This window comes from Stenotrophomonas sp. ASS1, assembly GCF_004346925.1.
In the GTDB taxonomy this organism is placed as follows: Bacteria; Pseudomonadota; Gammaproteobacteria; order Xanthomonadales; family Xanthomonadaceae; genus Stenotrophomonas; species Stenotrophomonas maltophilia_A.
The window spans coordinates 653,309-677,709 of sequence record NZ_CP031167.1; the positions used below are offsets into that span (position 1 = coordinate 653,309).

Consider the following 24,401-nt stretch of genomic DNA (forward strand, 5'->3'; position numbering starts at 1 on the left):
TGTATCGGTGCGCGGTTGCTGGATGACATCGTCGCTGCAGAGCCGAGCCTACGCTCGGCTCACGCGCGACGCGCGGCTTTCATCGCGATGTGCCCCATGGCAGCCGAGCATGGGCTCGGCTCTGCAGATGTCGCTAAGCTGCCTGCAACTGCACACCCAGTACTCAGTCAGCCTGCGGCTGCCTGCCGCGACGCTGCTGCAGGCAGGACTCACACGTGACCGTTGCCAGCGACCGCGCATCGTTGACCGCTGCCAGGGCCTGCTCCAGGATCGGCGCGAGGTCATGTGGCAGGCGCGCAGCGGCTTCGCCAAGAGTGGTGATGACATGGGGATAGAGAGGCTTGTACATCTCGGCATCCTTGTTCGCAGGGCGTGGGTGCTGTTGCTTCGACCCAACCCGTTCGGCGGTTGCCAACGGCTCACAGAGAGGCCGATGGTGCTGTCACTGCAGGCTCGCTGGACCAGGCAGCTGGCGCTCACGGCGGGCGTGGGTCAGAGCTGTGTGGTGCTGTTGGCGATATGTTCCTGGCAAAGGAGCAGTTTTCCCATGCAACAAGTTGCAAAGCACACTGGACACCGGATGGAGCTTCAGTTGACCGCTGGCAGCGTGAAGGTCCGTAGCGGGTACAGTGCGACGCCTCCAGCTGGGGAGGGCTCCTGCGGGTCGTCGTCAACACATTGGCAGTGGCACTACACCGGCGGCAGCACCTTGCCGGGGTTGAGGATGCCGTCCGGGTCCAGCGCGGCCTTGATCGCTCGCATCGTCGCCAGCGTTTCTGCGGTAAAGGCCTTCGCCATGAAATCTCGCTTGGCCAGGCCAATCCCGTGTTCGCCGGACAGCGTGCCTCCGAGCGCCAACGTCAGCTCGAAGATCTTCGGCAGTGCGGCATGCGCGCGCGCGTTCTCGTCGGCATCGTCGGGGTGATAGAGGATGTTGACGTGCAGGTTGCCGTTGCCGGCATGGCCAAAGGTGACGATGGTCAGCGCGTAGTCGCGTGCCAATGCCTGCACGCCGGCCACCAGTTCCGGAATGCGCGATACCGGTACCACCACGTCTTCGTTGATCTTGCCCGGGGCAACGCTGCGCAGCGCCGGCGACAGCGCCTTGCGTGCGGCCCATAGCTGGTCACGCGCGCGGCCTTCCATCGCGACGTCCAGTTCGATCATGCCGTCGCCTTCGGCGGCGCTGGCCAGCGCCTGCAGCAGGTAGGGCAGGGTGTCGTGGTCACCATCGGCTTCGACCAGCAGCATCGCACCGGCCTCCGGCACGTCGGCACCATTCAGCCGCAGCAGCTCCAGGCTGCGTGCGTCCATGAACTCCAGGCGGGTCGGCACCACCGGCTGCGACATCAGCCGCGATACCGCCGCAGCGGCGGCATCGGCATCGCGGTACAGCACACGCAGGCCGGCCTGGCTGACTGGCAACGGGGTCAGTTTGAGCGTGGCTTCCACGATCAGTGCCAGCGTGCCTTCGCTGCCCACCAGCAGATGCGTGAGGTCATAGCCGGTGGCGTCCTTGGTGTAGGCACCGCCGCAGCGGATCACGTCGCCGGTGCCGGTAACGGCAACCAGGCCCAGCACGTTGTCGCGGCTGGTGCCGTACTTCACCGCGCGCGGGCCGCCGGCATTGCAGGCCAGGTTGCCGCCGATGCTGCAGATCTCGGCGCTGGATGGATCCGGCGCCCAGAACAGGCCATGCGGGGCCAGCGCCTGCTGCAGGGCGCCGTTGAGCACGCCCGGTTGCACCACCGCGCAACGGTCACCGGCGCGGATCTCGACGATGCGGTCCATGCGGGTGAACGACAGCACGATACTGCCGGGCAGCGGCACCGCCGCGCCGGTGGTGCCGGTACCAGCGCCACGTGCGACCAGGGCCACGCCATGCGCACGGCAGGCCCGCACCAAAGCCTGCACCTGTTCGATGTCGGCTGGCAGCGCCACCGCCGCCGGGCGCTGGTGACGCCATGAGTTGTCCTGCGCGTTCGCCTCCAGCGCGCTGTCATCCATGCGCCAGCCCTCCGCGCCCAGCAGGGTGGACAGTTCGGCAACCAGGGCAGCAGGCAGGGCAGGACTCATGACGGATCTCGTGGGGCAACGGGAGCGGGTTGGATCAGTTTCCAGGCAACAACGGCGGTAGCCAGTGGCAGCCACACCCAGCGCAGTTCAGAGAGCAGGGTGGCCACGCCGCGTGCGCTGAAGAACTGCGGCGCGAACGGAGAAACGCGGATGGGTCGCCACGGCGCGAAGAAGCGCTGCTCGCTCCATGGCCAGGCAAGGGCGACGCCGAGGCCGCCGGAGGTCATCGCATCCAGCAGCGGGTGGCTGGCGGCGCAGACGAAGACGAACGCCGCGGCTTGTAGGGTCGATGCCACCGTTGGCCCTGCCTTGGCAGGTGCCAACCTTGGTTGGCACGAAACCGCCGACCAAGGTCGGCCACTACCAGAGCGTGCCATTGCCTCTTCGGTAGGTGCCAACCTTGGTTGGCACAGAAGCGCCGACCAAGGTCGGCGACTACCGGAGTTGCGGGGCGCCGACCAAGGTCGGCCGCTACCAAAGAACGCCAACACCGCGGCCACCGCCGCCAGCACGCAGGCAAACAGCAACGAATGGCTGGCACCGCGGTGGCCGAAGGCATCGGCATAGGGAATGTGCAGTGCAAAGGCCAATACGTCCGCATCGGGCAGCATCGCAGCGATCACACCGGCCGCCAGCAGGCGCGGCGGGATGCGGCCACGGTCAGCGGCGCACCAGAGCGCCAACGGCACAGCGGCATGGGTGATGATCGAAGGCATCAGTCACGCACCGTGGTCGTGCCGGCCAGGCTGCGCTCTGGTAGGTGCCAACCTTGGTTGGCACAGAAGCGCCGACCAAGGTCGGCCTCTACCAGAGCGGACGGTAACCATCAGCAGTCATCCAGCCGGAACGCATCACGCAGCCACCGCAGCTGCGGTGGTTCACCACTGGCTTCAACCACATCAAAACGGCAGGGTGCATTGGCCAGCGCCGGGTTGTCCTGCAGGTACAGTTGCGCGGCATGGGCCAGGCGCCGGCATTTGCGCGCATCCACCGAAGCGGCGCCGCCACCGAAATCCGATCGCGCGCGATAGCGCACTTCCACGAACACCACGGTGCCGGCGTCGTCCATCACCAGGTCCAGTTCACCGCCGCGATAGCGCACGTTGCGCGCACGCCGCTGCAGTCCGGCCTGTTGCAGATGCAGCTCGGCGGCGGCTTCCACCGCCGAGCCACGTTGGCTGCGCTCAGCGACCACCGACGATCGGCATCGGCCGGCCGCCATTGAAGGTGGACCATGCCGGCTGGCGCAGGATGTTGCCGTTGCTGTCCAGGAACAGGGTGCCGGTGGCACCGTCCAGGCCGCCCTCGTTGGACAGCTTGTCCAGATAGGCGGTGATCTTCCAGGCATCGGCACCGAAAGCGAACAGGCGGCCAGCGGCGCCGCGAGCGCTGGGCAGCGCGCTGGCCACCTGGCTGGCCGACGGCAGGTCGGACACGCTGCGCACATTCCAGGCTTCGTTCGGGTAGACGATGCCGTCCAGCGCCACGTCTTCTTCCACCTTGCCGCTGCCGACGGTCAGCTGCGAGGTGCCGACGCGGGTCGCGCCACCGGCACCGGCCAGCGCAAGCTGCGGCGCCAGCAGTCGGGCCTGCGGGGCGCGCACGGCGAGGAACACGGCATCGACCTGACCGGCATTGCGCACCTGCGCGCCGACATCGCCGACGGCTTCGCTGACATTGACCGTGGCCACCACCTGGCCGCCGCGCTGTGCGAAGCGCTGGGCAAAGGCGGCGGCGGAACGGCGGCCGGTGTCGTCGTTGCTGCTGATCACCAGCGCGCGGTTGCGCTCGCGGCCACGCAGGTACTCGGCGGCGACGATGCCGTCGTCTTCCGGTGCCAGCGAGAAACCAGCGCTGCCGGCCGGCGGTGCATCCTTGCCGCGGTTCAGGGCCAGCACCGGTACCTGCAGCTGCTGGCGGCCGTACACGGCGTCCACTTCGTCGCGGCCCAGCGGGCCGACCACGAAGTCGGCACCGGAGGCGACGGCCTTGTCGTAGGCGGCGAGGGCACCAGCCGGGGTGCCAGCGGTGTCGAAGAAATTGATGTCCGGGCGGCGACGGCTTTCACCGTAGTAGGCGCTCAACAGGCCGTCGCGCACCGGCTGCGCGGCGGTGGCCAGGCGGCCGCTGAGCGGCAGCAGCACGGCCAGCTTGGCCGGCGGTCGGTAGCCGTCGCTCATCGCCGGCGGACGCTTGCTGGTATCAAACTGGGCCGCGCCATCGCGGTCGAACGGGCGCGGCAGCGGCAGGCCGCGCGCGATCAGCGCACGGCCGGCGAAGTTGTACAGAGGATCGTTGGCCGGCAGGGCAGCGGCACGGCTGCGCAAAGTGGCGTCGTCGAGGGTACCGAGCAGGCCGGAGATGGCGGCCTGGTTCTCGCTGCGCGCACTGCCGGTCAGGCTGGCATGGGCGCGTGCACGTTCGGTGGCGGCGCCGAAGGCATCGCCGGTGCCCTGCAGCGCGTTGGCGCGGGCCAGATACCAGCGCGTACGCAGCGCCGGCAGCACGTTGTCGCCGTGGTCCTTCAGCAGGGCCAGGGCCTGCGCCGGCTGCTTGTCGGCCAGTGCCAGCTCGGCACCGGTCAGCTGGTAGCGCTGCAGGCTGGCGCCGGACAGCTGGCGGGCGGTGAGCTGGCCCAGCAGGCTGCGCGCGCGCGCACTGTCACCGGCCAGGTGCCAGGCCCAGGCCGCGTCGGCCAGCGCATTGCTGCGAGCGCCGCCGCGCAGGGTGGCGGCCAGGCCTTCCAGCTGCAGCGCGGCGTCGCGCGGCTTGCCCTGTTCGATCAGCGCCAGCGCCTGGCTCTGGGCCGGCGAATCGGGCGTGCTGGTCAGGCTGGTGGTGGCGCAACCGGCCAGCAGCATCAGCGACAGCGACAGGGCGGAGATCCGTGCGGCGGGCTTGTTCATGATCGGGTCCATGCGATGAGGGCAGCGGCCTTGGTCGGGTACACGCTACGATTCTACCCTTGCCCCGTGAGTACCGCTGAAATGAGTGTGCCAACCCTGTACGTCGTCGCCACCCCGATCGGCAACCTGGCCGATCTGAGCCCGCGCGCGCAGGAGGTGCTGCGTTCGGTGGCGGCTATCTGTGCCGAGGACACCCGCCGCAGCGGCCAGCTGCTGTCCCATTTCGGCATCCAGCAACCACTGGTGGCCCTGCACGAACACAATGAAGAGGCCCTGGCGCAGCGCCTGGTTTCGCGCCTGCAGGCCGGCGAGTCGCTGGCACTGGTCAGCGATGCCGGCACCCCGCTGGTCAGCGATCCCGGTTTCCGCCTGGTGCGCGCCGCGCGCGCGGCGGGCATCAAGGTCAGCCCGGTTCCCGGTGCCTGCGCCGCCATCGCCGCGCTGAGCGTGGCCGGCCTGCCCAGCGACCGTTTCAGTTTCGAGGGTTTCCTGCCGGCCAAGGCCAGCGGCCGCCGCGACCGCCTGCAGGCGCTGGCCGGTGAAGTACGCACCATGGTGTTCTACGAATCCTCGCACCGCATCGCCGAATCGCTGGCCGACATGGCGGCGATCTTCGGCGGTGAGCGCCCGGCGGTGTTGGCCCGCGAGCTGACCAAGCTGTTCGAGACCGTGCTCGATGGTGACCTGGCCGGCCTGCTGGCGAAGGTGGAAGCCGACGAGAACCAGCGCAAGGGCGAGTTCGTGGTGATGGTGCAGGGCGCGGGTGATGACGAAGAAGCGCAACTGGCGCATGGCCGTCGCGTCTACGCCACGCTGAGCGAGCATCTGCCGCCGTCGACTGCCGCCAAACTGGCTGCCGAGCTGACCGGCGCACCGCGCAAGGCGTTGTACGGCAGTTGATGGATCGTGCGGACCAAGGTCCGCACCCACCAGAGCGGAATCCGCACCCACCAGAGCAGCGGAATCGGTAGATCCACGCCACGCGTGGATGGATGAAGCGGATGCCGCGATCAGCACGGCAGGAAGGGCGTGCGTAGGCTAGAATGTGCGTTGGCGGAGCCGGCCAGACAGTCGCGTCATCCCTTCGGGGATGCCGAGGAAAGTCCGGGCTCCATAGGGCAAGGTGCCAGGTAACGCCTGGGCGGCGCAAGCCGACGGAAAGTGCAACAGAAAGATACCGCCTACGTCTTCTTCGGAAGGCCGGTAAGGGTGAAATGGTGCGGTAAGAGCGCACCGCGAGTCTGGCAACAGACCGGCACGGCAAACCCCACCTGGAGCAAGACCAAATAGGGATCCTTTGGCGCGGCCCGCGTTGGATCCGGGTAGGTTGCTTGAGCGTTGCGGTGACGTAACGCCTAGAGGAATGACTGTCCACGACAGAACCCGGCTTATCGGCCGGCTCCGCCTCCTTCTTCCATATGCGTGAACCGCGCATCGGTAGTGCCGGCCGCTGGCCGGCAGCTTCACGATGCCTGCAGGGCGGACAGAGTGCCGGCCAGCGGCCGGCACTGCCTCGACGTCGCGCGTTCGTCAGCCCGGCGTACGGTACTGCCCTGCGGAAATGAACTGCGAGAAGCGCTCGCACCACACCACCACCGTGGTGTAGTCGTCGACGTTGACGTCATCGGGTACATCGACCAGGAAACGGTTGAAGGTCTTCACCTCGCCGATGCGCCGGGCCTGCGCCTTGATCTTCAGGAAGTCCGCTTTGTTGTCGACGAAATCGCGGACCAGGTAGACCTTGTAGTCCGGTCCCGGTCCCATCTTCCCGTCGAAGGCCACCTGGCGTGCGCTGACGCTGACCTTGCCTTCCGCCCAGTGCACCGCGTCGCTGCCCTTGAGGTCGCGGCGGAACGTGGTGTGATGGGTGGCTTCGTTCATGGCGGCCTGCACCTGTGCCGCGGGCGGATCATCAGGAGCGATCAGGATCGGCAGGAAGTAGACGCCCAGGCCGAAGCCGAGGCCGAGAGTGAGCAGATGGGTGGCGAGCAGGATGAGGGTGCGGCGCATGGGGCCTCCATGTGGATGTGGATCGCGCGGCATGGTGCCGGGCATGACCACCTTGGGAGGTTGCGGGCGGCATTTATAGACACAGTGCCAAGTGCAAAAAGGGCACAGTGGGGTGGCTGCGGCAACGCAGGCCCTGTGGCGCGGGCGGAAAGGCGCTGCGTCGGGAAGCTGAATGACGTTGGCAGCCTTGGATCGCAGTGACGGGTAGTGCCGGCCGCTGGCCGGCAGCTGCGTGGCCTGCCCGAAGATCCGGAGGTTGCCGGCCAGCGGCCGGCACTACCCTGCTGGAAAGAGATTCCGGCCAACGGTAGGCAATACCCCTGCTGGAGAGAGATTCCGGCCAGCGGCCGGCACGACCCGGTCAGAAAATGACGTGACTCTGTCCGTTGGCTGCGCCCTGCGGGCCAAAGCGGCGCTCGTGGATCTGGCCGTGGCCGTCGGCGTCGATCAGCAGCACGGTGCTGGCGCGGGTGCCGTAGTCGTCGCCGCGGATGAAGGCGGGGCTCAGCCAGCGCTCGCGTTCCAGGCCGATGCCGGTGTCGGGCAGGTCGCTGTCGGCGGGGCGATGTTCGTCGGCCAGGGCGGCCCAGAGCGGGGTCAGGTCCGGGGTCAGATCCTTTTCGCTTTGCGAAAGGGATCTGACCCGGTCTTCCTGCAGCCAGGCTTCAAGGGCCGCCATCAGCCGCCGGGTCTTCGGCCAGGGCGCGTCCAGCGCACCGTTGGACATGCCATGCACGCCCGGGCCCAGGCTCTGCCGCTCGGCGGGGTGGTTGCCCAGGAACTCCAGGCTGTGGCCGTCGGCCAGCAACAGGTTGAACGGCGCGTAGGCGCCGGCCACCGTTGCCAACCGGTCGATATGCACGGCGGCCGGGTCGCGGCCGCGCAGGAAGTCGGCCACCAGCGCGCCCCGTGAAGGGCCGGTCTGGGCGGCCAGCGGATCACGCACATTGGTGACCACTGCCATCCGGCCTACGGCACCGACGCCCGCCCAGCCGCCGCCGGAGCGCAGGTCGCGCCCCCCGATGACGGAGGTCTCATCTTGCCAGGCGGCCAGCGCCGCCGTCGGGCGGGCGTGGAACTCATCACGGTTGCCGGTCATCACCAGCCGCCAGCGCGGGTGGTGCATCCAGCCAAGAGCGAGCAGGCACATGGCCTCATTGTGCACGGTTTGCGCAGTCTGGCGCCGCTTCCGGCCCGTTTTGGATGAATGCGCGGCCGATGTTTCACGCGCTGTCCACAGCCCTGAACTTCCGTTCAATCTCAAAAATTGAGACGGATCAGCAACTTGTGGATAAGCCTTGAACAATTCTCTAAAGGTTGTTGCAAGCCATTGATGTGGCTGGCGATTTCCCCGCTGAAAAGTTGTTGACAACCCTTCGGCCGCTGCTAAGGTGGGCATCAGAGGGAAATCCGGGTGTTTTGTGGGTTTTCGTGGTTCAATGTTTCACCGGGCGAAGGATAGGTGCACGCGTCGTGTTCCAGGGCGAGACGGCCATCACAGTTGACGATAAAGGGCGCATGGCGGTTCCCACCGCTTACCGCGACCTCGTCGCGCGCGCCAGCAACAACCGTCTCGTGCTGACCTACAACCCGTTCGAAGCCGGCTGCCTGTGGCTGTATGCAGAGTCGGAATGGGAGCGGGTCCGCGACGACGTGATGTCCAAGCCCAACACCCAGCGCGTCGTGCGCCTGTTGCAGCAGAAGCTGGTCGGCTCGGCCGCCCATCTTGAGCTGGACGGCAACGGTCGCATCAGCATCCCCGCCAGCCACCGCGGTGCGGTGGGCATTGAGAAGAAGGCGGTATTGCTCGGTATGGGCGACAAGTTCGAATTGTGGAGCGAGCAGGCGCATCGGGCCCTGATCCAGCAGACATTGTCTGACGAGGATCTGGGTGATGGGTTGCTCGACCTGAAGTTGTGAGCCGGGGTGCCCGGATGCGCCCAGAAGCGCAGGCCGGTCACCTTCCGGTGTCGCAGTCGCCGGCGGTGCACCTGCCGGTCCTGTACACCCAGGTCCTTGAAGGCCTGAGGGTGATCGAAAACGGACGTTATCTGGATGGCACGTTCGGTCGTGGCGGTCATGCACGTGGCGTGCTCATCCAGCTCGGTCCCGAGGGGCGCCTGCTGGTCATGGACAAGGATCCGGAAGCCATCGCCGTAGCCGAGCGCGATTTCGCGCCGGACCCGCGCGTGTCCATCTTCCGTGGCAGCTTCGCCCAGCTGCTGCAGTGGGATGCGACGGCTGAAGGCCTGGACGGCGTCCTGTTCGACCTGGGCGTGTCGTCGCCGCAGCTGGACGTGGCCGAACGTGGCTTCAGCTTCGGCAAGGACGGCCCGCTGGACATGCGCATGGATCCGGACAACGGTGAAAGCGCCGCACAATGGATCAACCGCGTTGAAGAACGCGAGATTGCCGACGTGCTGTGGACCTACGGCGAAGAGCGCCAGAGCCGCCGTATCGCCCGTGCCATCGTGGCCCGCCGCGAGAAGCAGCCGTTCTCCCGTACCGCCGAGCTGGCCGAGCTGATCGCCTCGGTGATGCCGCGCGGCAAGGACAAGATCCACCCGGCCACGCGCAGCTTCCAGGCGATCCGTATCCACATCAACCGCGAGCTGGCCGATCTGGAAGCCGGCCTCGATGCGGCCGTGGAACGGCTCAAGCCCGGTGGCCGCCTGGCGATCATCAGCTTCCACTCGCTGGAAGACCGCATCGTCAAGCAGTACATGAACCGCCTGGCCAAGGCCCCGCCGGCCAACCGCCGCCTGCCCGAAGCGGAGCTGTTCGTGCCGACCCTGGATCTGATCGGTGGCGCCATCAAGGCCACCGACGAAGAACTGGCGGCCAACCCGCGTGCCCGCAGCGCCGTGCTGCGCGTGGCCCAGAAGCGGGAGGCCGATGCATGAGCCGGCTGCTGCTGATCATCCTGTTGGCCTCGACCGTGGCCTCGGCGATCGGCGTCGTGTTCGTGCGTCACCGTCACCGGCAGACGTTCATCGAGCTGTCGCGCGCTGAGCGCAAGCGCGATGACATCAATCTGGAATTCGGCCGCCTGCAGCTGGAACAGGCCACCCTGGCCGAAGCCAACCGTGTGGATCGCATCGCCCGCGAGAAGCTCGGCATGAAGTTCCCCGAGGCCGCCGACATCGTGGTGGTGCGCCCATGAGCAAGACCGGCCGCAACCGCCCCCGCAACGCCTTCAACCTGCGCCAGCGCCTGCGTTGGGTTGCCCTGGCGCTCGGCCTGTGCTCGGTGTCGCTGGTCGGCCGCGCGGCCTACGTGCAGATCATCAACAGCGATTTCTACCAGCGCCAGGGCGAAGCCCGCTACCTGCGCGAGCTGCCGATCAAGACCTCGCGCGGCATGATCACCGACCGCAACGGCGAGCCGCTGGCGGTGTCGACCCCGGTCGCTTCGATCTGGGTCAACCCGCAGGACCTGCTGCGTTCGCCCGAGCGGATTCCCGAGCTGGCCCAGGCGGTCGGCATGTCGGTGGATGAGCTGAGCAGCCGACTGTCGCAGAAGTCGGACAAGGAATTCATGTACCTGCGCCGCCGGATCAATCCGGACGAGGCAGAGAAGGTGGTCGCGCTGAAGATTCCGGGCGTGGCCGCGCAGCGCGAGTTCCGCCGCTTCTACCCGCAGGGTGAGGCGATGGCGCACGTGCTGGGCTTCACCAACATCGACGACCGCGGCCAGGAAGGCCTGGAGCTGGCGTTCGACGAATGGCTGCGCGGCAAGGCCGGTGCCAAGCGGGTGATCCGCAACCGCAAGGGCGAGACCGTCGAAAGCGATCTGCTGCGCGCCGCCGAACCGGGCAAGGACCTGACCCTCAGCATCGACCGCCGCATCCAGTACCTGGCGTTCAAGGAACTGCGCAACGCGCTGGTGGCCAACAAGGCGGCCGGCGGTTCGATGGTGATCATGGACGTGACCACCGGCGAGATCCTGGCCATGGTCAACCTGCCGACCTACAACCCGAATTCGCTGACCGGCGCGCTGCCCGATGCGCGCCGTAACCGTGCAGTGACCGACCTGGTCGAGCCGGGTTCGACGATGAAGCCGTTGACCATTGCCACTGCGCTGCAGGCCGGTGCGGTGACCAAGGACACCGTCATCGACACCAATCCGGGCTACATGCAGGTGGCGCGCTTCACCATCCGCGACGTGCCGCGCAACAACGGCGTGTTGAACGTGACTGGTGTGATCACCCGCAGTTCCAACATCGGCGCGGCCAAGGTCGCGGCGAAGATGCCGGACCAGGTGTTCTATGACGGCGTGCGCCGCTTCGGCTATGGCTCGGTGCCGCACAGCGGCTTCCCGGGTGAATCCGGTGGTGTGGTGCGGCGCCCGGCCAACTGGGACGGTGCCACCAAGACCACCATGTCCTACGGCTACGGCCTGAATGTGACCCCGCTGCAGATCGCCACCGCCTATTCGGCGCTGGCCAATGGCGGCAAATTGATCGCGCCGACCTTTGTCAAAGGCCAGCGCAACGAAGCGCATCAGATCATCGATGAGAGCGTCGCCAGGCAGGTGGTGGCGATGATGGAAACGGTTGTTACCCAAGGCGGCGCCAAGCAGGCGGCGGTGCTGGGTTACCGCGTGGCCGGCAAGACCGGTACCGCGCGCAAGACCGGCCCGGGTGGTTACGAGCGCGGCCATTACAACGCGCTGTTCGCCGGCGTGGTGCCGGCCACCAATCCGCGCTTCGCCACCGTCATCGTCATCAACGACCCGCAGGCCGGCAAGTTCTACGGCGGCCTGGTGTCGGCGCCGGTCTACCACAACGTGATGGAAGGCACCCTGCGCCTGATGGACGTGCCGCTGGACGACCTGCAGTCGTGGCTGGCCGCACAGCAGTCCGGCAAGGTCGGCCATTCGGCCTCGATCCTGCCCGCGCCGCCGGCCGAGGCCGCGCTGCCGGTGGATGCCGCCGCTGAATTCGACGCTGCGCTGCCCAGCGCGCAAGCCCAGACGCCGCCCGCTACGGGAGGCACGCAATGAGTCCTTCGATGTTGCTTTCGCAGTTGCTTCCGGATGTGGCCCTGGCGGGCCACGATCCCGTTTTGACCGGCCTGGTGCTGGACAGCCGCGCCGTGCGCCCCGGCAATGCCTTCGTCGCCATCGCCGGTTTCGGCGCGCATGGCCTGGGCTTTGTCGAGCAGGCCCGTGCGGCCGGCGCTGGCGCCATCCTGTTCGAACCGCCGGCACCGGTCGAACTGCCGGCACCGGACGATGCGATCGCTGTGCCGGGCCTGCGCGCGCGCATGGGTGCGATGGCCGACCAGTTCCATGGCGCACCGTCGCGGGCGATGGCGATGGTGGGCGTGACCGGCACCAACGGCAAGACCTCCACCGTGCAGCTGCTGGCCCAGGCCTGGCACCTGCTCGGAACGCCCAGTGGCAGTATCGGCACGTTGGGCGCCGGACTTTATGGTTCGGTTGAGCCGACCGGTTTCACTACGCCGCTGGTGCTGCAGATGCATGCGCTGCTGGCGCAGCTGCGTGATGCCGGTGCGCGCGCGGTAGCGATGGAAGTCAGCTCGCACGCGCTGGACCAGGGCCGCGTGGATGCGGTGCACTACGACGTGGCGGTGTTTACCAATCTCACCCGCGACCATCTGGACTACCACGGCGACATGGCCAGCTACGGCGCGGCCAAGGCACGGCTGTTCCATCGCCCGGGACTGAAGGCCGCGGTGATCAATCTTGACGACGCGTTCGGTCGCCAGCTGTTCGCCGGCCTCCCGGCGGGCGTGCAACCGATCGGCCTGAGCTCGCGCGGTGCCACCGATGCCAGCGTGCGCGCCGAGGCGCTGCAGCTGGACGGCCGTGGCATTGCCTTCGAACTGGTCATCGACGGCCAGCGCGCGGCGGTGCAGTCGCCGCTGCTGGGCCGCTTCAACGTGGACAACCTGCTGGCCGTGGCCGGCACCCTGCACGCGCAGGGTCAGCCGCTGCCGCGCATTGCCGAGGTGTTGTCGGCGCTGCAGCCGATCCGTGGCCGCATGAACCGCCTGGGCGGCGAAGACGGCCTGCCGACCGTGGTGGTCGATTACGCGCATACCCCGGACGCACTGGAACAGGCGCTGGACAGCCTGCACGGCCACCTGCAGGGCACGCTGTTCTGCGTGTTCGGCTGCGGTGGCGAGCGTGATACCGGCAAGCGCCCGCAGATGGCCGCGATCGCCGAGCGCTTGGCCAACCAGGTCATCGTCACCGACGACAATCCGCGTGGCGAAGATGGCGACGTGATCGTGGCCGACATCCTGGCCGGCTTCACCGATGCCTCCGCCGTGACCGTGCAGCGCAGCCGCGCGCGTGCGATCGGCCTGGCGGTGAAGCGTGCCGGTGCCGGCGACATCATCCTGATCGCTGGCAAGGGCCACGAGCCGTACCAGGAAGTGAATGGCGTGCGCCATGACTTCGACGACACCGAAGTGGCCGCCGCTGCGTTGGCCGCCAAGGCCGGTGTGCTCAGCGCGCAGGCCGGGGAGGGCATCGCATGAAGCGCACTCTGCTTTCGCTGATCGCACACTGGGCCGGCGGCGAGATCCACGGCGACGACGTGGCCATCGATGCGGTCAGCAATGACACCCGCAGCCTCGGCCCGGGCAGCCTGTATGTGGCGCTGCGCGGCGAGCGTTTCGATGGCCATGACTTTGCCGCCGACGCGCAGGCGCGCGGTGCCAGCGCGCTGCTGGTCGAGCGCCTGCTGCCGACCGAACTGCCGCAGGTGCTGGTGGCCGACAGCGAACTGGCGCTGGCGAAGATCGCCACCGGCATGCAGCGTGACCGTGATACCGAGGTGTTCGCGATCACCGGCAGCAACGGCAAGACCAGCGTGAAGAGCCTGCTGCTGTCGGTCCTGCAGCAGGTGGCCCGTCATGCGCACAAGGTGGTCTACGCCAACCCGGGCAACCGCAACAACGAGATCGGCCTGCCGCTGGCAGTGATCGATGCCCCGGAAGATGCCGACTACGCTGTCTACGAGATGGGCGCGGGCAAGCCGGGTGACATCGCCTACCTGACCGACATCGCCCGCCCGCGTTATGCGCTGGTCAACAACATCGCCCCGGCGCACCTGGAACGCATGGGCAGCCTGCTCGGCGTGGCAGTGACCAAGGGCGCGATCTATGCCGCGCTGCCGGCCGATGGCGTGGCCGTGATCAACGTCGACGATGCCTACGGCCGCTGGTTCGAACAGCACTTCGTCGGCACCCCGCCGCGCTGCCGCGTACTGCGCTATGGCCTGGAGCACACCGCGGACATCACCGCGCGCGACATCCGCGCCGGCGCGCAGGGCAGCCAGTTCACCCTGGTCGCACCGGGCGGCGAAGCCCGCGTGGTGCTGGGCCTGCCGGGTCGCCACAACGTCAGCAATGCGCTGGCCGCTGCCAGCCTGGCGCTGGCCGCCGGTGTCGATCTGGCGCTGATCGCGGCCGGCCTGGCCGAAGCACAGCCGGTACCGGGCCGCCAGATCGCCCATCAGCTGCGCAACGGCGCGGTGCTGGTGGACGACAGCTACAACGCCAACCCCGGTTCGCTGGCCGCGGCCATCGACGCCCTGGCCGCCGCGCCGGAAGAGGGTTGGCTGGTGCTGGGCGACATGCGCGAGCTGGGTCCGGACGCCGAAGCGCTGCACGCGCAGGCAGGGCTCCGCGCGCGCGCTGCTGGCCTCAAGCGCCTGTATGCGCTGGGCCCGCTCAGCGCCGCTGCCGCCACCGCCTTCGGTGAAGGCGGCCGTCATTTCGCCACCCATGACGCGCTGTCGCAGGCGCTGAAGGACGAGCTGCACGCCGGCGTGCGCTGCCTGGTCAAGGGTTCCCGTGGCAGCGCCATGGACACGATTGTCAAAGCGCTGCTGGCGCAAGGAGAGGAATCCCCGCATGTTGTATGAACTGGCTCGATGGTTGCAGCAGTTGGAGAGCCTGTTCGGGCTGTTCAACTACCAGACGTTCCGCGCCATCCTTGCCGCGTTGACGGCCCTGTTCCTGTCGCTGTGGCTCGGCCCGGCGATGATCCGCAAGCTTGCCCAGTTCAAGGGCGGCCAGCCGATCCGCAAGGACGGTCCGCAGACCCATTTCTCCAAGGCCGGTACGCCGACCATGGGCGGTTCGCTGATCCTGCTCACCATCACCCTGTCGGTGCTGATGTGGGCCGACCTGCGCAACCGCTACGTGTGGCTGGTGCTGGCGGTGATGCTGTGCTTCGGCGCCATCGGCTGGTATGACGACTGGATCAAGATCGTCCGCCGCGACCCGAACGGCCTGAAGTCGCGCTGGAAGTACCTGCTGCAGTCGATCTTCGGCCTGGCCGCGGGCCTGTTCCTGTTCTACACGGCCGACGTGCCGGCGGCGCTGACCTTCTACATCCCGATGTTCAAGTCGATCGCGCTGCCGCTGGCCGGCATCGGATTCGTGGCCATCGCCTACTTCTGGATCGTCGGCTTCTCCAACGCGGTGAACCTCACCGACGGCCTGGACGGCCTGGCGATCATGCCGACCGTGCTGGTGGCCTGCGCACTGGGCGTGTTCGCCTACGCCTCGGGCAACGTGGTGTTTGCCAACTACCTGCAGATCCCGCAGATCCCGGGCGCCGGCGAGCTGGTCATCATCTGCGCGGCCATCGCCGGTGCGGGCCTGGGGTTCCTGTGGTTCAACACCTATCCGGCCATGGTGTTCATGGGCGACATCGGCGCGCTGGCGCTGGGTGCGGTGCTGGGTACGATCGCAGTGATCACCCGTCAGGAGCTGGTGCTGGTGATCATGGGCGGCGTGTTCGTCATCGAAACGCTGTCGGTGATGATCCAGGTCGCCTCGTTCAAGCTGACCGGCAAGCGCGTGTTCCGCATGGCGCCGATCCACCACCACTTCGAACTGAAGGGCTGGCCGGAGCCGCGCGTGATCGTGCGCTTCTGGATCATCTCGGTCGTGCTCGTGCTGATCGGCCTGGCCACGTTGAAGGTGCGCTGAGATGAACGACCTGTCCCGCCAGGCAACACGCCTTGAGGCCATCGAAGGCAGCTACGACAAGTGGCTGCTGGGCGCGATCATCGCGCTCACGGGCATCGGCGTGGTGATGGTGGCGTCCAGCTCGATCGCTCTGATGAGCAGCCCGTTCTACTACCTCAACCGCCACCTGATCTTCCTGGCGGTGGGTATCGTGCTGGCGGTCGTAGCCGCCCGCACTGAACTGAAGTCCATCGAGCAGTACAACCAGATGCTGCTGCTGGGCTGCTTCGTGCTGCTGCTGGCGGTGTTCGCACCGGGCCTGGGCAGCACGGTCAACGGCGCACGCCGCTGGATCAATCTGGGCATCTCCAAGTTCCAGACGGTGGAAGCGGTGAAGGTGCTCTATATCGTCTGGCTGTCCAGCTACCTGGTGCGCTTCCGCGACGAGGTCAACGCGACCTGGCCGGCGATGCTCAAGCCACTGGGCGTGGCCGGTGCGCTGGTGCTGTTGCTGCTGCTGCAGCCGGACTTCGGTTCCTCGACCCTGCTGCTGGCGATCACCGCCGGCATGCTGGTGCTGGGCGGTGTGAACATGCCGCGCATGTCGATGCCGGTGATCATCGGCCTGGTCGGCATGAGCGCGCTGGCGATCATCGAGCCGTACCGCATGCGCCGCATTACCTCCTTCCTCGACCCGTGGGCCGACCAGCAGGGCGACGGCTACCAGCTGTCCAACGCGCTGATGGCCGTGGGCCGCGGCGAGTGGACCGGCGTTGGTCTGGGCAACTCGGTGCAGAAGCTGTACTACCTGCCGGAAGCACATACCGACTTCATCTTCTCGGTCACCGCGGAGGAGTTCGGCTTCCTCGGCACCTGCGTGATCGTGGCCCTGTACGCGCTGCTGGTCGGCCGCACGTTCTGGCTGGGCATGCGCTGCGTGGAAATGAAGCGCCACTTCTCCGGCTACATCGCCTTCGGCATCGGCCTGTGGATCAGCATGCAGACCTTCGTTTCGATCGGCGTGAATCTGGGTATCCTGCCGACCAAGGGTCTGACCCTGCCGCTGATCTCCTCCGGCGGTTCGTCGGTGCTGATGACCTGCGTGGCGATGGGCCTGCTGTTGCGCGTCTCCTATGAGCTCAAGCGCGCCGAGCGTCGCCAGGCCGTGCGCATCGGCGGTGGCGACGAGGCCGTGGCCGATGCACCCGTGGACGCGCCGGCCGCGCCGGCTGCGGCCAGCGTGCCGATGAGCGCCGAGCCGACGGCTGCCGCTGCAGCGAACGCCGCACGCGGTACCAGCCGCCTGCAGTCGCGCATCGAACCGACCTTCGGGAGGCTGTCATGAGCGCAGCCACCGATAACGTGCGCCCGGTGATGATCCTGGCTGGTGGCACCGGCGGTCACATCTTCCCCGGCCTGGCCGTGGCCCGCGTGCTGCGCGCGCGCGGCGTACCGGTCACCTGGATGGGCGCCGATGGTGCGATGGAAACCCGCCTGGTGCCGCAGCACGACATTCCGATCGACACGCTAGCCATCACCGGCCTGCGCGGCAAAGGCAAGCTGGCCCTGCTGGGCGCGCCGTGGCGGCTGATGCGCGCGCTGCGTGCCGCCGGCATGATCATCCGCAAGCGCCAGCCGCGTGCGGTGGTCGCCTTCGGTGGTTTCGCGTCCGGCCCGGGGGGCATGGCCACACGCCTGCACGGTCTGCCGCTGCTGGTGCACGAACAGAATCGCGCTCCCGGCATGACCAATCGCATCCTGTCGCGCTATGCGCGCCGGCTGCTGACCGGCTTCCCGGGCACCTTCGCCAAGGGCGAAGAGTTCGTCGGCAACCCGGTACGTGCGGAGATCGCCGCCATCGCACCGCCGGAACAGCGTTTCGCTGACCGCCAGGGTCCGCTGCGCGTGCTGGTGGTCGGTGGCAGCCAGGGCGCGCGTGCGCTCAACACCGGCGTGCCGCAGGCGATTGCTGCGCTGGGCACGAGTGTGCCGGTGCAGGTTCGCCACCAGAGCGGCGAAAAGCTGCATGCCGAAGCGGTCGAGGCATATGCCAAGGCCGGCGTGCAGGCTGAAATCACGCCGTTCATCGCCGACATGGCCGAGGCCTTTGCCTGGGCCGATCTGGTGGTGTGCCGTGCGGGCGCTTCGACGCTGGCCGAGCTGTGTGCGGTGGGTGTCGGCAGCGTGCTGGTGCCTTTCCCCGCTGCCGTCGACGATCACCAGACCCGCAATGCGGAGTACCTGGTCGAGCGCGGCGCGGCGGTTTTGCTGAAGCAGGACGGAACGCTGGCCGACGGCATTGCCGCACTGCTGCGCGATCTGTCCGAAAATCCCGCCCGCCGCATGCAGATGGCGCAAGCCGCGCGTGCCCTGGCCAAGGTCGATGCCGCCGAGCGCATCGCCGATATCATTCTTGAGGAAGCTGTATGAAGAAGGCATGCCACCGCGCCTGCCCTGCGCGAGGCCGCGCATGATCCGTCGCCTGCACGACACCAACGACCTGGTGCGCGCGTTCCCGCGCGTGCATTTCGTCGGCATCGGCGGCACCGGCATGAGCGGTATCGCCGAAGTGATGCTGACGCTGGGCTATGAGGTGTCCGGCTCGGACAACGCCGACAACGTGGCGACCCGTCGCCTGGCCAGCCTGGGTGCGCGCATCATGCGCGGCCACTCCGCAGCCAACGTGCTGGGCACCGACTGCGTGGTGGTCTCCAGCGCCATCCGCGAAGACAACCCGGAACTGATGGAAGCGCGCAGCCAGCGCATTCCGATCATGCCGCGTGCGGCGATGCTGGCCGAGCTGATGCGCTTCCGCCGCGGCATCGCTGTGGCCGGTACCCATGGCAAGACCACCACCACCAGCCTCACCGCTGCAGTGCTGAGCGAAGGCGGGCTCGACCCGACGTTCGTGATCGGTGGCCAGCTGCTGGCTGCCGGCGCCAACGCCAAGCTGGGCGGTGGACAGTGGCTGGTGGCCGAGGCCGACGAAAGCGATGGCAGCTTCCTGCGCCTGAACCCGCTGATGTCGATCATCACCAACATTGACGCCGATCACCTGGAGAACTACGGCAACGACTTTGCCCGCGTGCAGGCGGCGTTCGCCGAGTTCCTGCAGCGCCTGCCGTTCTACGGCCTGGCGGTGCTGTGCATCGACGATCCAGAAGTCGCGGCTCTGGCTGCCAAGACCCCGCGCCACGTGATGAGCTACGGCATGAGCCCGCAGGCCGACGTGCGCGCCGAGAACGTGGTGCAGGAAGGCTCGCGCATGCGCTTCACCCTGCGCCTGCCGCAGGGCACCAGCCAGGAAGTGGTGCTGGCGCTGCCGGGCAAGCACAACGTACTCAACGCGCTGGCCGCCGCTGCGGTGGGCTGGCAGCTGGGCGTGGCACCGGACGCGATCGCGCGCGCACTGGAAGGCTTCGCCGGTGTCGGCCGTCGCTTCAACGATCTGGGCGAAGTGACCACCGCCAGCGGCGCCAAGGTCCGCATCATCGACGACTACGGTCATCACCCGAGCGAGCTGGAAGCGGTGTTCGCCGCCGCCCGTGGTGGCTGGGCCGACAAGCGCCTGGTGGTGGCCTTCCAGCCGCACCGCTACAGCCGTACCCGCGACCAGTTCGACAAGTTCGCCGCAGTGCTGTCCAGCGTCGATGCACTGGTGCTGAGCGAGGTCTACCCGGCCGGCGAGGAACCGATTGCTGGTGCCGATTCGCATGCGTTGGCCCGCGCCATCCGTGCGCGTGGCCGCAGCGAGCCGGTGGTGGTGGGCAAGGCCGCCGAGCTGGCCAGCGTGCTGCCGGACGTGCTGCAGGACGGTGACCTGCTGCTGATGATGGGTGCCGGCGACATCGGTGCCGTGGCCACCCATATCGCGGTGGAAGGCTTCAAGGGGGAGGGCGAGGCGTGAGCGCGCTGACCTTCCCGCCGCTGCGCGTGACCGACCCGGCCGTGTTCGGCCGCGTCGCCGTGCTGCTCGGCGGCAGTTCCAGCGAACGCGAGGTGTCGCTGGACTCCGGCCGCAACGTACTGGAAGCGCTGCATTCGCGCGGCGTCGATGCATTCGCGGTGGATGGCATTCCGGCGCTGGCCAAGGCGCTCGCCGCCGGTGGCATCGATCGCGTGTTCAACATCCTGCATGGCCACAACGGTGGCGGTGAGGACGGCATCGTGCAGGGCCTGATGGACGCCTTCGGCGTGCCGTACACCGGCTCGAACGTGCTGGGCTCGGCGCTGAGCATGGACAAGATCCGCACCAAGCAGGTGTGGTTGTCGCTGGGCCTGCCCACCCCGCAGTACCGGAAGGTGGACGCGACCACGGTGCATGCACTGGCAGCCGAACTGGGCCTGCCGGTAGTGGTGAAGCCGGCCAATGAAGGCTCCAGCGTGGGTATCAGCCGGGTCACCGACGACGCCGGCCTCGATGAAGCCGTGGCGCTGGCCGCGCGCTACGACGGCCAGCTGCTGATGGAACAGATGGTGGTGGGCGACGAACTGACCGTGGCCATCCTCGACGATGTCGCACTGCCGTCGATCCGCATCGTGCCCAAGGGCCAGTGGTACGACTACAACGCCAAGTACATCGCCGAGGACACCCAGTACCTGTGCCCAGGCCTGGACGGTGACGACGAAGAGGAAATCCGCCGCATCGCGCTGGCCGCGTTCCGTGCCGCCGGCTGCCGTGGCTGGGGCCGCGTGGACGTGATGCGCGATCGCAGCAGCGGCCGCTTCTTCCTGCTGGAAGTGAATACCGCGCCGGGCATGACCAGCCATTCGCTGGTGCCCAAGGCCGCAGGCCAGGCCGGCATCAGCTTCGAAGAGCTGGTGTGGCGCGTGCTGGAACAGACCCTGGAGGCCTCGCACGCATGAACGCGGTGCTGCGCATCTTCGTCTGGCTGTTGGCGCTGTCGGTGGTTGCACTGCCGGTGGTGGCCGTGGTCAATGGCTGGGTCGGCGCCGAGCGCTGGCCGCTGGCGAAGCTGCGCGTGCATGGTGAGTTCAAGCGGGTGCCGGCCGAGCAGTTGCAGCAGGTACTGCTGCCGTACGCGCACGCGGGCTTCTTCGCGGTCAAGCTGCAGGATGCGCAGGACGCACTGGAACAGCTGCCGTGGGTGGAAAGCGCGCAGGTGCGCAAGCAGTGGCCGGACGTGCTGGAAGTGACCCTGGTCGAGCACAAGCCGTTCGCGCGCTGGGGCAACGACCGCCTGGTTTCCGAGCAGGGCAAGTTGTTCCCCACGCCGAAGAAGCTGGCCGATCTGGCGCTGCCCGAACTGGACGGCCCCGACAGCCAGACCGAAGAAGTGATGAAGCTGTACAGCGACTCGCGTGCATTGTTCGCACCGGCCGGCGTCGACGTGCGCCGGGTGACGATGGATGCGCGCGGCAGCTGGTCGCTGGTGCTGAGCAACGGTACCGAAGTGGTGGTCGGCCGCGACGACGCGCGCTCACGCATGCAGCGCTTCGTCAAGGTGCTGCCGCAGCTCAACCGTCAGGACGCGCCGATCGAGCGCGCCGATCTCCGTTACACCAATGGTTTCACGCTGAGCTGGGGTACCCCGGCCACGCCGGCGAAAACGCCGGCGACCCCAGCCAGCAGGACGCAGGAAAGGACATGAATCGCAAGGGTGACAAATCGCTGATCGTTGGCCTGGACATCGGCACCTCCAAGGTGGTGGCGCTGGTGGGCGAGTACTCGCCGGGCAACCCGATCGAAGTGATCGGCATCGGCTCGCACGAGTCGCGCGGGCTCAAGCGTGGCGTGGTGGTGGACATCGAATCGACCGTGCAGTCGATCCAGCGCGCGGTGGAAGAAGCCGAGCTGATGGCCGGCTGCGAGATCCGCTCGGTGTATGCCTCGATCTCCGGCAACCACGTGCAGTGCAAGAATTCGCCCGGCATCGTGCCGATCCGCGACGGCGAAGTGACCTGGGGCGACCTGGATCGCGTGCTCGATGCGGCCAAAGCAGTGGCGATTCCGGCCGACCAGAAGATCCTGCACGCGATCCCGCGCGAGTACGTGCTGGACGATTCGCAGGAAGGCATCCGCAACCCGGTCGGCATGACCGGCGTGCGCCTGGAAGTGCATGCCCATCTGGTGGTGTGCGCGCAGTCGGCTGCGGCCAACATCAGCAAGTGCGTCCAGCGCTGTGGCCTGCAGGTGGACGACCTGGTGCTGTCCTCGCTGGCCTCCAGCGTGGCGGTGCTGACCGCCGACGAGCGCGAGCTGGGCGTGGTGCTGGTCGACATGGGCGCCGGCACCACCGATATCGCGGTGTTCGTGCAGGGCGCGATCTGCCACACGGCTTCGCTGCCGATCGCCGGCGACCACGTCACCAATGACATCGCGCACATGCTGCGCACGCCGACCCCGGAAGCCGAGCAGATCAAGGTGCGCTATGCCTGCGCCCTGGCCCAGCTGGCCACCGCCGAGGAAAGCATCCAGGTGCCGTCGGTGGGCGACCGCCCGCCGCGCCGCATGCCGCGCCATTCGCTGGCGCAGGCCGTGCAGGGCCGCTACGAGGAAATCTTCGAGATGGTGCAGGCCGAACTGCGCCGCTCCGGCTTCGAGGAACTGGTGCGCGCCGGCATGGTGCTGACCGGTGGCGCTTCGAAGATGGAAGGCGTGGTCGAACTGGCCGAGGAAATGCTGCAGATGCCGGTTCGCGTGGGCATCCCGCAGCACGTCACCGGCCTGGGCGAAGTGGTGGGCAACCCGGTGCATGCCACCGGCGTGGGCCTGCTGCTGATGGGCAGCCAGATCGAGCACCCGCGGCGGCCGTCGCTGCCGACCGGGCGCGCTGGAAGCATGTTCAAGAAACTCAAGACCTGGTTCCGCGGCGAGTTCTGACGCGGAACCCGTAACACCGGGCATCGCCCGGGCGCAGCACCCGCAGTACCCGTAGCACAACGCAACACCGGCAACACACAACCCACACAGCCGCAACGCCGGCATGCAGCAGGACGGCAGGACGCCCGAATGCCCATGCCAGCCAAAGCGGATACAACGAGGACACGGACATGGCGCATTTTGAACTGATCGAAAAGATGGCACCCAATGCGGTGATCAAGGTGGTTGGCGTGGGCGGCGGCGGCGGCAATGCCGTGGCGCACATGGTCAACTCGGCGGTGGACGGCGTGGAATTCATCACCGCCAACACAGACTCGCAGGCCATCAAGAATTGCGGTGCCAAGCTGCAGCTGCAGCTGGGTACCAACGTGACCAAGGGCCTGGGCGCAGGCGCGAACCCGGAAGTCGGCCGTCAGGCCGCGCTGGAAGACCGTGAGCGCATCATGGACGCCCTGCAGGGTGCGGACATGGTGTTCATCACCGCCGGCATGGGCGGTGGTACCGGCACCGGCGCTGCGCCGGTGGTGGCACAGCTGGCCAAGGAAATGGGCATCCTGACCGTGGCCGTGGTCACCAAGCCGTTCCCGTTCGAAGGCCGTCGCCGCATGCAGGTGGCGCTGAAGGGCATCGAGGAACTGAGCCAGCACTGCGACTCGCTGATCACCATCCCGAACGAGAAGCTGATCACCGTGCTGGGTCGCAACGCGACCATGATCCAGGCCTTCCGTGCCGCCAACGACGTGCTGCAGGGCGCCGTGCAGGGCATCGCCGACCTGATCGTGCGTCCGGGCCTGATCAACGTCGACTTCGCCGACGTGCGCACCGTCATGTCCGAAATGGGCCTGGCGATGATGGGTACCGGCACCGCCCGTGGCGATGACCGCGCCCAGGCCGCCGCCGAAGCCGCGATCCAGAACCCGCTGCTGGACGATGTGAACCTGGCCGGTGCCAACGGCATCCTGGTCAACATCACCGCCGGCGCCGACTTCACCATGGCCGAGTTCGACGAAATCGGACGCACCATCGATGGCTTCGCTTCCGAAGACGCCACCGTGGTGGTCGGTACCGTGCTGGATCCGGACATGCAGGACGAAGTGCGCGTGACCGTGGTCGCTACCGGCCTGAACCGCGTGTCGGCCAGCAAGACCCAGCGTCCGGGCGAGCGTGCGCCGATCAAGCTGGTCCGCAATGCCACCACCGGCCAGCCGGAATTCGGTGACTTCGACAACGGCGGCGACGCCGTGTCCAAGGCCGTGGGCGGCATGGGTCTGGGCCTGCGTCGCGCCAGCAGCGATACCGCGGCAGCCTCCGCTCCCTCGGCCCCGGCCGCTTCGGCCCCGGCGGCGGCGGAACTGCCGAACGACTACCTGGACATCCCGGCGTTCCTGCGCCGCCAGGCGGACTAAGCGGGGCGCCCGGGGCTTGTCCTCCCCGGGTTGCGCCACCATGTCCTGAAAACGCGGGCGCCGGGCCAGGATGGGTCCGGCTGCCCTGCTTCACGCGCGTCCCCGCGGCGTGCCGGTGCGTCCTGCCGGCAGCCTTCACTGGCGTTTCAGCCAGGGTAGGGGAGGGCGCGTGTTAATCTAATGTGTCACTTCCGGCCCATCCCCC

General features: G+C 67.8%; 21 protein-coding genes, 1 other RNA gene and 1 pseudogene. 16 read left to right on the forward strand and 7 right to left on the reverse strand.

What is annotated here, in order from left to right; genetic code table 11:
* Nucleotides 1-163: 163 nt before the first annotated feature.
* The 5 genes from MG068_RS02965 to MG068_RS02985 form a co-directional block, all read right to left on the reverse strand.
* Nucleotides 164-349, reverse strand: a complete 186-nt coding sequence (locus MG068_RS02965; RefSeq protein ID WP_032128040.1) for a hypothetical protein — start codon at nucleotides 347-349, stop codon at nucleotides 164-166.
* 341 nt (nucleotides 350-690) lie between these two features.
* Nucleotides 691-2,076, reverse strand: coding sequence for an FAD-binding oxidoreductase (locus MG068_RS02970; protein ID WP_132809189.1), 1,386 nt, complete (start codon nucleotides 2,074-2,076; stop codon nucleotides 691-693).
* Complete coding sequence (locus MG068_RS02975; RefSeq protein WP_100437874.1) at nucleotides 2,073-2,792, reverse strand: metal-dependent hydrolase; 720 nt, start codon at nucleotides 2,790-2,792, stop codon at nucleotides 2,073-2,075. Before MG068_RS02975 ends, MG068_RS02970 begins: the two co-directional genes overlap by 4 nt.
* Nucleotides 2,793-2,902: 110 nt before the next feature.
* Nucleotides 2,903-3,271: a YraN family protein gene (locus MG068_RS02980; RefSeq protein ID WP_032128038.1), complete on the reverse strand. Its 369-nt coding sequence runs from the start codon at nucleotides 3,269-3,271 to the stop codon at nucleotides 2,903-2,905.
* A complete protein-coding gene (locus MG068_RS02985; RefSeq protein ID WP_132809191.1) occupies nucleotides 3,261-4,982 on the reverse strand; it encodes a penicillin-binding protein activator in 1,722 nt (573 codons plus the stop codon). The genes MG068_RS02980 and MG068_RS02985 overlap by 11 nt, the downstream gene beginning before the upstream one ends.
* 81 nt (nucleotides 4,983-5,063) lie before the next feature.
* On the opposite strand from MG068_RS02985, the gene rsmI reads away from it, so the two are divergent.
* Together rsmI and rnpB are read left to right on the forward strand one after the other, a co-directional pair.
* A complete protein-coding gene (gene rsmI / locus MG068_RS02990; RefSeq protein ID WP_132809193.1) occupies nucleotides 5,064-5,882 on the forward strand; it encodes a 16S rRNA (cytidine(1402)-2'-O)-methyltransferase in 819 nt (272 codons plus the stop codon).
* A 155-nt stretch (nucleotides 5,883-6,037) separates the two neighbouring features.
* An RNA gene (gene rnpB / locus MG068_RS02995) (RNase P RNA component class A) lies at nucleotides 6,038-6,389 on the forward strand.
* 123 nt (nucleotides 6,390-6,512) lie between these two features.
* Here rnpB and MG068_RS03000 read toward each other — a convergent pair.
* Both MG068_RS03000 and MG068_RS03010 read right to left on the reverse strand, forming a co-directional pair.
* Nucleotides 6,513-6,992, reverse strand: coding sequence for a DM13 domain-containing protein (locus tag MG068_RS03000; RefSeq protein WP_107432417.1), 480 nt, complete (start codon nucleotides 6,990-6,992; stop codon nucleotides 6,513-6,515).
* Nucleotides 6,993-7,353: 361 nt separating this feature from the next.
* Nucleotides 7,354-8,142, reverse strand: a complete 789-nt coding sequence (locus MG068_RS03010; protein WP_049461626.1) for an NRDE family protein — start codon at nucleotides 8,140-8,142, stop codon at nucleotides 7,354-7,356.
* A gap of 368 nt (nucleotides 8,143-8,510) precedes the next feature.
* On the opposite strand from MG068_RS03010, the gene MG068_RS03015 reads away from it, so the two are divergent.
* The 14 genes and pseudogenes from MG068_RS03015 (at nucleotide 8,511) to ftsZ (ending at nucleotide 24,196) form a co-directional block, all read left to right on the forward strand.
* Entirely contained in the window at nucleotides 8,511-8,912 is a 402-nt protein-coding gene (locus MG068_RS03015; protein WP_008266948.1) for a division/cell wall cluster transcriptional repressor MraZ, read from the forward strand.
* Nucleotides 8,913-8,926: 14 nt separating this feature from the next.
* A complete protein-coding gene (rsmH, locus tag MG068_RS03020; RefSeq protein WP_132809197.1) occupies nucleotides 8,927-9,895 on the forward strand; it encodes a 16S rRNA (cytosine(1402)-N(4))-methyltransferase RsmH in 969 nt (322 codons plus the stop codon).
* A complete protein-coding gene (gene ftsL / locus MG068_RS03025) occupies nucleotides 9,892-10,155 on the forward strand; it encodes a cell division protein FtsL (protein ID WP_005412242.1) in 264 nt (87 codons plus the stop codon). Before rsmH ends, ftsL begins: the two co-directional genes overlap by 4 nt.
* Nucleotides 10,152-11,996 (forward strand): peptidoglycan D,D-transpeptidase FtsI family protein, encoded by a 1,845-nt coding sequence (locus MG068_RS03030; protein WP_049425022.1) that lies wholly within the window; start codon nucleotides 10,152-10,154, stop codon nucleotides 11,994-11,996. Before ftsL ends, MG068_RS03030 begins: the two co-directional genes overlap by 4 nt.
* Entirely contained in the window at nucleotides 11,993-13,501 is a 1,509-nt protein-coding gene (locus MG068_RS03035; protein WP_049425024.1) for a UDP-N-acetylmuramoyl-L-alanyl-D-glutamate--2,6-diaminopimelate ligase, read from the forward strand. Before MG068_RS03030 ends, MG068_RS03035 begins: the two co-directional genes overlap by 4 nt.
* Nucleotides 13,498-14,892, forward strand: a complete 1,395-nt coding sequence (locus tag MG068_RS03040) for a UDP-N-acetylmuramoyl-tripeptide--D-alanyl-D-alanine ligase (protein ID WP_132809199.1) — start codon at nucleotides 13,498-13,500, stop codon at nucleotides 14,890-14,892. The genes MG068_RS03035 and MG068_RS03040 overlap by 4 nt, the downstream gene beginning before the upstream one ends.
* A complete protein-coding gene (gene mraY / locus MG068_RS03045; RefSeq protein ID WP_010481929.1) occupies nucleotides 14,882-15,967 on the forward strand; it encodes a phospho-N-acetylmuramoyl-pentapeptide-transferase in 1,086 nt (361 codons plus the stop codon). The genes MG068_RS03040 and mraY overlap by 11 nt, the downstream gene beginning before the upstream one ends.
* A gap of 1 nt (nucleotide 15,968) precedes the next feature.
* A complete protein-coding gene (ftsW, locus tag MG068_RS03050; RefSeq protein ID WP_049399807.1) occupies nucleotides 15,969-17,291 on the forward strand; it encodes a putative lipid II flippase FtsW in 1,323 nt (440 codons plus the stop codon).
* Nucleotides 17,288-18,376 carry an undecaprenyldiphospho-muramoylpentapeptide beta-N-acetylglucosaminyltransferase gene (gene murG, locus MG068_RS03055; RefSeq protein WP_049461621.1) on the forward strand — a complete coding sequence of 363 codons (1,089 nt, stop codon included), beginning with the start codon at nucleotides 17,288-17,290 and terminating at the stop codon, nucleotides 18,374-18,376. The genes ftsW and murG overlap by 4 nt, the downstream gene beginning before the upstream one ends.
* Before the next feature lie 40 nt (nucleotides 18,377-18,416).
* Entirely contained in the window at nucleotides 18,417-19,853 is a 1,437-nt protein-coding gene (murC, locus tag MG068_RS03060) for a UDP-N-acetylmuramate--L-alanine ligase (RefSeq protein ID WP_012510048.1), read from the forward strand.
* Nucleotides 19,850-20,812, forward strand: coding sequence for a D-alanine--D-alanine ligase (locus MG068_RS03065; RefSeq protein WP_132809201.1), 963 nt, complete (start codon nucleotides 19,850-19,852; stop codon nucleotides 20,810-20,812). The genes murC and MG068_RS03065 overlap by 4 nt, the downstream gene beginning before the upstream one ends.
* A pseudogene (locus tag MG068_RS03070) lies at nucleotides 20,809-21,486 on the forward strand (cell division protein FtsQ/DivIB); the annotation flags it as partial. The gene MG068_RS03065 and the pseudogene MG068_RS03070, both read left to right, overlap by 4 nt.
* Before the next feature lie 68 nt (nucleotides 21,487-21,554).
* The gene (gene ftsA / locus MG068_RS03075; protein ID WP_005408083.1) at nucleotides 21,555-22,790 is read left to right on the forward strand and encodes a cell division protein FtsA; all 1,236 of its coding nucleotides are present in this window, start codon (nucleotides 21,555-21,557) and stop codon (nucleotides 22,788-22,790) included.
* Between the two features lie 170 nt (nucleotides 22,791-22,960).
* A complete protein-coding gene (gene ftsZ, locus MG068_RS03080) occupies nucleotides 22,961-24,196 on the forward strand; it encodes a cell division protein FtsZ (RefSeq protein WP_043397963.1) in 1,236 nt (411 codons plus the stop codon).
* Nucleotides 24,197-24,401 lie beyond the last annotated feature (205 nt).

What these genes read in the sequence shown, in the direction of transcription:
- MG068_RS02965 (WP_032128040.1), bottom strand. Translation starts at nt 349, where the DNA reads ATGTACAAGCCTCTCTATCCCCATGTCATCACCACTCTTGGCGAAGCC.
- MG068_RS02970 (WP_132809189.1), bottom strand. Translation starts at nt 2,076, where the DNA reads ATGAGTCCTGCCCTGCCTGCTGCCCTGGTTGCCGAACTGTCCACCCTG.
- MG068_RS02975 (WP_100437874.1), bottom strand. Translation starts at nt 2,792, where the DNA reads ATGCCTTCGATCATCACCCATGCCGCTGTGCCGTTGGCGCTCTGGTGC.
- MG068_RS02985 (WP_132809191.1), bottom strand. Translation starts at nt 4,982, where the DNA reads ATGAACAAGCCCGCCGCACGGATCTCCGCCCTGTCGCTGTCGCTGATG.
- rsmI (WP_132809193.1), top strand. Translation starts at nt 5,064, where the DNA reads ATGAGTGTGCCAACCCTGTACGTCGTCGCCACCCCGATCGGCAACCTG.
- MG068_RS03000 (WP_107432417.1), bottom strand. Translation starts at nt 6,992, where the DNA reads ATGCGCCGCACCCTCATCCTGCTCGCCACCCATCTGCTCACTCTCGGC.
- MG068_RS03010 (WP_049461626.1), bottom strand. Translation starts at nt 8,142, where the DNA reads ATGTGCCTGCTCGCTCTTGGCTGGATGCACCACCCGCGCTGGCGGCTG.
- MG068_RS03015 (WP_008266948.1), top strand. Translation starts at nt 8,511, where the DNA reads ATGGCGGTTCCCACCGCTTACCGCGACCTCGTCGCGCGCGCCAGCAAC.
- rsmH (WP_132809197.1), top strand. Translation starts at nt 8,927, where the DNA reads ATGCGCCCAGAAGCGCAGGCCGGTCACCTTCCGGTGTCGCAGTCGCCG.
- ftsL (WP_005412242.1), top strand. Translation starts at nt 9,892, where the DNA reads ATGAGCCGGCTGCTGCTGATCATCCTGTTGGCCTCGACCGTGGCCTCG.
- MG068_RS03030 (WP_049425022.1), top strand. Translation starts at nt 10,152, where the DNA reads ATGAGCAAGACCGGCCGCAACCGCCCCCGCAACGCCTTCAACCTGCGC.
- MG068_RS03035 (WP_049425024.1), top strand. Translation starts at nt 11,993, where the DNA reads ATGAGTCCTTCGATGTTGCTTTCGCAGTTGCTTCCGGATGTGGCCCTG.
- MG068_RS03040 (WP_132809199.1), top strand. Translation starts at nt 13,498, where the DNA reads ATGAAGCGCACTCTGCTTTCGCTGATCGCACACTGGGCCGGCGGCGAG.
- mraY (WP_010481929.1), top strand. Translation starts at nt 14,882, where the DNA reads ATGTTGTATGAACTGGCTCGATGGTTGCAGCAGTTGGAGAGCCTGTTC.
- ftsW (WP_049399807.1), top strand. Translation starts at nt 15,969, where the DNA reads ATGAACGACCTGTCCCGCCAGGCAACACGCCTTGAGGCCATCGAAGGC.
- murG (WP_049461621.1), top strand. Translation starts at nt 17,288, where the DNA reads ATGAGCGCAGCCACCGATAACGTGCGCCCGGTGATGATCCTGGCTGGT.
- murC (WP_012510048.1), top strand. Translation starts at nt 18,417, where the DNA reads ATGATCCGTCGCCTGCACGACACCAACGACCTGGTGCGCGCGTTCCCG.
- ftsA (WP_005408083.1), top strand. Translation starts at nt 21,555, where the DNA reads ATGAATCGCAAGGGTGACAAATCGCTGATCGTTGGCCTGGACATCGGC.
- ftsZ (WP_043397963.1), top strand. Translation starts at nt 22,961, where the DNA reads ATGGCGCATTTTGAACTGATCGAAAAGATGGCACCCAATGCGGTGATC.